Consider the following 4492-nt stretch of genomic DNA (forward strand, 5'->3'; position numbering starts at 1 on the left):
CGAACTCGGCGGCCTGCGCACTGCGGTGCGCCGGGCTAAGGTGTTGGCGGGCTTGGAGGAAGACGCCAGCGTCCGCATTGTCGGCTACCCGGGCTCGTCGCTGTGGGACTTCCTGCGGCCACGCCCGTCCTCGCAACCGGCGGCCGCGTCGTTGCCGGATGCGGTGGGCGCGTTGATCGGCCAGTCGGTGGTTGGGATCATCGAGCAGGCCGAGCGGACGTTGAGCGGTGCCAGCGTGCTATGGCTGGGGGAGTCTCATTTCTAGCTCGCGAGTGTGCCGCTGACGTAGATGATTTCGCCCAGTGGCTCGTCATCCTCGGGGGCGGGAATTTCAAGTCCATCGCGCTTGAACAACTCCGCGCGGGGGGTGCCGCCAGCATCCCATCCCTTGGCGCGCAGGTACTCGATGACGTGGCTGCGGTCACCGGCGTACACCAGTGACGGCATATCGATGTCGATGTGCTCGCGAAACGCCGCAGTCCGCTCCCGAACCCGGTCGGGGTCCAAGTCCTTCAGGCCTGGCACGTATTCGGTGGCAATGGTGCTGCCCGGCACGCTCAGGCCGGTGATGTTGTCGAACAACCGGTCCTGGGCTTCGGGCGGCAGGTAGATCAGCAGCCCCTCGGCCAGCCAGGCCGTCGGTGCTTCGGTGTCCAGGCCGGCCGCACGCAGTGCCGTCGGCCAGTCGTAGCGCAGATCGATGCCGACGGTACGGCGATCGGCGGTGGGTTGGGCGCCGAGGCCGGCCAGCGTGGTCGTCTTGAAGTCGATCACTTCTGGCTGATCGACTTCGAAGACGGTGGTGTCGGGTGGCCAATCTAATCGATAGGCCCGGGCGTCCAGGCCGGACGCCAGGATTACCACTTGACGCACACCGGCATCGACTGCTGCCAGCAGGTAGGAGTCAAAGTACTTGGTGCGCACCGCGACCCCGTTGATGATCGCCTGCATCCGGGCCGGCGACGCGTTCTCGTTGGTTGAGAAGTCGATCGAGCCGTCGATCATCTTCACGAAGAAATCCAGCCCGACGGCGCGGACCAGCGGTTCGGCGAACGGGTCGTTGATCAGCGCTCTGGGATCCTTCGTCGCCATCGCGCGGCCGGCGGCGATCATGGTCGCGGTTGCGCCCACGCTGGAGGCCAGATCCCAGCTGTCGTCATGCGTGCGCGCCATGGCCGCCTATCCGAGGGTGGCGGCGACGTAGCTCATGTTCCGGAACATAGCCATCGACTCGTCTTCTGGGAAGGTGAATCCATTGCGCTGGTACAGTTCCGGTGCGGGATGCGCGGCCACCTGCCAGCCGTGGCCGGTCAGGTAGTCGATCACGATACTGCGCTCGCCTTGGTAGAACAGGTCGGCCGCGTTGAGGTCGAAACCGGCACGCTGCCACCGCTCGCTGATGCGCTGCACGCTCTCCTCGGAGAAGGCGTCCGAGTCGGAGATGTGCTCGGTGGCGAGCTGACTTCCCGGCGCGCTGAGTGCGGTGATGTTGTCGAACAATCGGTCCTGGGCCTCGGGCGGCAAGTAGGGCAATAACCCTTCTGCACTCCACGCCGTCGGCTGATCCACGTCGAAGCCCTTCTGCCGCAACGCTGTTGGCCAATCGTCGCGCAGGTCGATGCTGACCGTACGGCGCGCGGCGGTCGGGTTGGCGCCGAGACCGGCCAAGGTGTTGGTCTTGAAGTCGATCACCTGAGGCTGGTCGATCTCGTAGACCACCGTCCCGGCCGGCCACGGTAGGCGGTAGGCCCTGGTGTCCAGGCCAGAAGCCAGGATGACCGCCTGGCGAATCCCGGCATCGGTGGCGGCAACGAAGAAGTCATCGAAAAATCTTGTGCGCACTGCCATTTGCTCAATCCGCGTTCGGCGGTTCATTGCCGGGTCGTCATCCAGCTGGACCTCTCCGTCGAGAAGTCGGACGAACGGAGGCACGCCGACCGCGCGGACCAGCGGATCGGCCAGCGGATCGTCGAGCAGCGGGTCGGGCCCTTGTGAGGCCAGTGCGCGCGAGGCGGCAACCATGGTCGCGGTCGCGCCCACGCTGGATGCCGGGTCCCAACTGTCGCCGTCGAATCTTCCGGATTGGGCGTGTGCCATGGTGATCGCTCCTACTTCTTTTCGGTCAGCGTGCCGTGGACGTACTGCCGGTCGGCGAACGGCAAGTCGTCCTGCTCGATGGGCGGAAGACCGTTGGCCGCGAACAGTTCCCGGATGCTGTTGCCGGCCATCTGCCAACCGTGGTCGGACAGGTAGGTCGCCGCTTCGTTGCGGTCGCCGAAGTAGACCAGCTCGGTCATGTCGAGATCGAGCCCGTGTTTACGCCAGCGCTCGGACACGGTCCGGAAGCGGTCTTTGATCCGCTCCTCGTGCGCGGGGTCCCGGGTGGGCCCGCTTTCGGTCGCGATCCGGCTGCCCGGGGCGCTGAGCGCGGTGATGGTGTCGAGCAAGCGATCCTGCGCATCGGGTGGCAGGTAGCCCAGCAGGCCTTCGGCGCTCCATGCGCTGGGCTGGTCAGGGTCGAAACCTGCCGCTTGCAGCGCGGCCGGCCAGTCGTCGCGCAGGTCGATGGCTACCGCACGCCGGTAGGCGGTGGGGTGGGCGCCCAGCTCGGCGAGCGTGTGGGATTTGAATTCGATGACTTGCGGCTGGTCGATCTCGTACACCGTGGTGCCGGCCGGCCAGGGCAGCCGGTAGGCGCGGGCATCCAGTCCGGACGCCAGGATCACCGCCTGCCTGATCCCCGCATTGGTGGCGTCGATGAAGAACTCGTCGAAGAATTTGGTGCGGACCGCCATGTTGTCGGTCATCCGCTGCACGCCCCAGTTAGCACCGTCGCTGTCGTCCTCGAGGTCGGCGGGCGTCAGCTCGCCGCTGGCCAGTCGGGCGAACAGGTCCAGGCCGACGGCCTGAACGAGCGGCTCGGCAAACGGGTCGTTGATCAGTGGCTGCTCGGCCCTGCTCGCCATCGCGCGGGCCGCCGCGACCATCGTGGCGGTCGCGCCGACGCTCGAGGCGAGATCCCAGGTGTCGTCATCGGTGCGTGCCATCGCTACCCCTCTGCAAGAAGCCAGGTTGATACTTAGCCAATATAACAAGCCTACCACGCGGCCTAATTCCTAGTTATCTACGCATATTGCCGAAACCCATGTCACAGCTGGCCATTCGCGCCACGCTTTGGCTATGGCGTACGCGGTAGCAGGAAAGCGGGTGGTGATCACCGGCGCGTCATCGGGCATAGGTGCCGCCCTGGCTCGGCGGCTGGCCGGCCACGGCGCGGTGGTGGGACTGATCGCCCGCCGCTCGGAGCGTCTTGCCGAGGTTCTGGCCGACTGCCGCAGAACCTCGGCGGACTCGACGATGTGGGTGGCCGACCTGGCCGATACCGCGACGGCCGGCGAGCTGGGGTCGCGGGCATGGGACGACCTGGGCGGCATCGACGTGCTGGTCAACAACGCCGCCACGCCGAAACGCCGGGCCGTCGATGCGCTGGCTCCGGCCGAGGTCGAGGAGGTCATGCGGGTCAACTTCCTCGCCCCGATGCGGCTGACGTTGGCCGTCTTGCCGCGGATGCTGGAACGCGGGCGCGGCGTCATCGTCAACGTGTCCAGCGTGGGTGGCCGGTTAGGCATCATCCACGAGGCCGCATACTGCGCCAGCAAGTTCGCGCTCTGCGGCTGGAGCGAGTCAATGGCCGTCGACCTGTACGGCAGCGGTGTGTGCGTGAAGCTGATCGAGCCGGGGCCGGTCGACACCGAGATCTGGGATCAGCCGGGCAGCGAGGAACCGCTCTACCAGGGGCCCAAGGTGCCGGCCGATGAGGTGGCCGACGGCATTATCGCGGCGCTGGACAGCGACCGTTTCGAGCACTATCTGCCGGTAATGATGGCCCTCAAAGACATAGTCGACGCCAAAAATGCCGACCTGGACGCCTACATCACCGGCGCCGCAGCCATGGCGGCGCGATGAGAGCGCTGGTTTTCGGTGTGCCACCCGAGCCGTTGGATGGACCCGACGACGCACTGACTCACAGTCCGGTTGCGCTGCAGCAAGTAGCGGATCCCCAACTGCTGCATGATGATTGGGTGATCACTCGACCTCGGCTGACGGGTATCTGCGGCTCGGACTCCAAGCAGATCTTGCTGGACTTCGGCGAAGGTGACACCGACAACGCTATGGCGGCCTTCTGCTCGTTTCCTCAAGTCATGGGCCACGAGGTGGTCGCCGACGTGGTGGAACTGGGGCCCAAGGCCCGCGGGCTGGAGGTGGGCCAGCGCGTTGTGCTCAACCCTTGGTTGTCCTGCGGACCGCGCGGCATCGAGTCGCCCTGTCCGGCCTGCCAGAACGGCGACTACAGCCTGTGTTGGAGCTTTTGCGACGGCGACATCAAACCCGGTATTCACACCGGGGTGTCGGCCGATGTGACCGGTGGCTACGCCGAGCTGATGCCGGCCCACGACAGCATGCTGTTCGCGGTGCCCGATTCGGTGCCCGA

General features: G+C 66.2%; 5 protein-coding genes and 1 pseudogene. 3 read left to right on the forward strand and 3 right to left on the reverse strand.

Features of this window, described 5'->3' with window-relative positions; genetic code table 11:
* Positions 1-265 (forward strand): annotated as a pseudogene (locus VEI45_RS02455) (signal peptide peptidase SppA); the annotation flags it as partial.
* On the opposite strand, the gene VEI45_RS02460 reads toward VEI45_RS02455, so the two are convergent.
* From VEI45_RS02460 to VEI45_RS02470, 3 genes are read right to left on the reverse strand one after another with little or no spacing between them, the layout of a single operon-like run.
* Complete coding sequence (locus VEI45_RS02460; RefSeq protein WP_324849794.1) at positions 262-1173, reverse strand: class I SAM-dependent methyltransferase; 912 nt, start codon at positions 1171-1173, stop codon at positions 262-264. The pseudogene VEI45_RS02455 and the gene VEI45_RS02460 overlap by 4 nt on opposite strands.
* 6 nt (positions 1174-1179) lie before the next feature.
* Positions 1180-2097: a class I SAM-dependent methyltransferase gene (locus VEI45_RS02465; protein ID WP_324849796.1), complete on the reverse strand. Its 918-nt coding sequence runs from the start codon at positions 2095-2097 to the stop codon at positions 1180-1182.
* 11 nt (positions 2098-2108) lie between these two features.
* The gene (locus VEI45_RS02470; protein ID WP_324849798.1) at positions 2109-3047 is read right to left on the reverse strand and encodes a class I SAM-dependent methyltransferase; all 939 of its coding nucleotides are present in this window, start codon (positions 3045-3047) and stop codon (positions 2109-2111) included.
* A 133-nt stretch (positions 3048-3180) separates the two neighbouring features.
* On the opposite strand from VEI45_RS02470, the gene VEI45_RS02475 reads away from it, so the two are divergent.
* Positions 3181-3966, forward strand: coding sequence for an SDR family NAD(P)-dependent oxidoreductase (locus VEI45_RS02475; protein WP_324849800.1), 786 nt, complete (start codon positions 3181-3183; stop codon positions 3964-3966).
* The coding region (locus VEI45_RS02480; RefSeq protein WP_324849802.1) for an alcohol dehydrogenase catalytic domain-containing protein at positions 3963-4492 on the forward strand (530 nt) is incomplete at its 3' end. The genes VEI45_RS02475 and VEI45_RS02480, both read left to right, overlap by 4 nt.

This window comes from Mycobacterium sp. (assembly GCF_035623875.1).
Lineage (GTDB): Bacteria > Actinomycetota > Actinomycetes > Mycobacteriales > Mycobacteriaceae > Mycobacterium.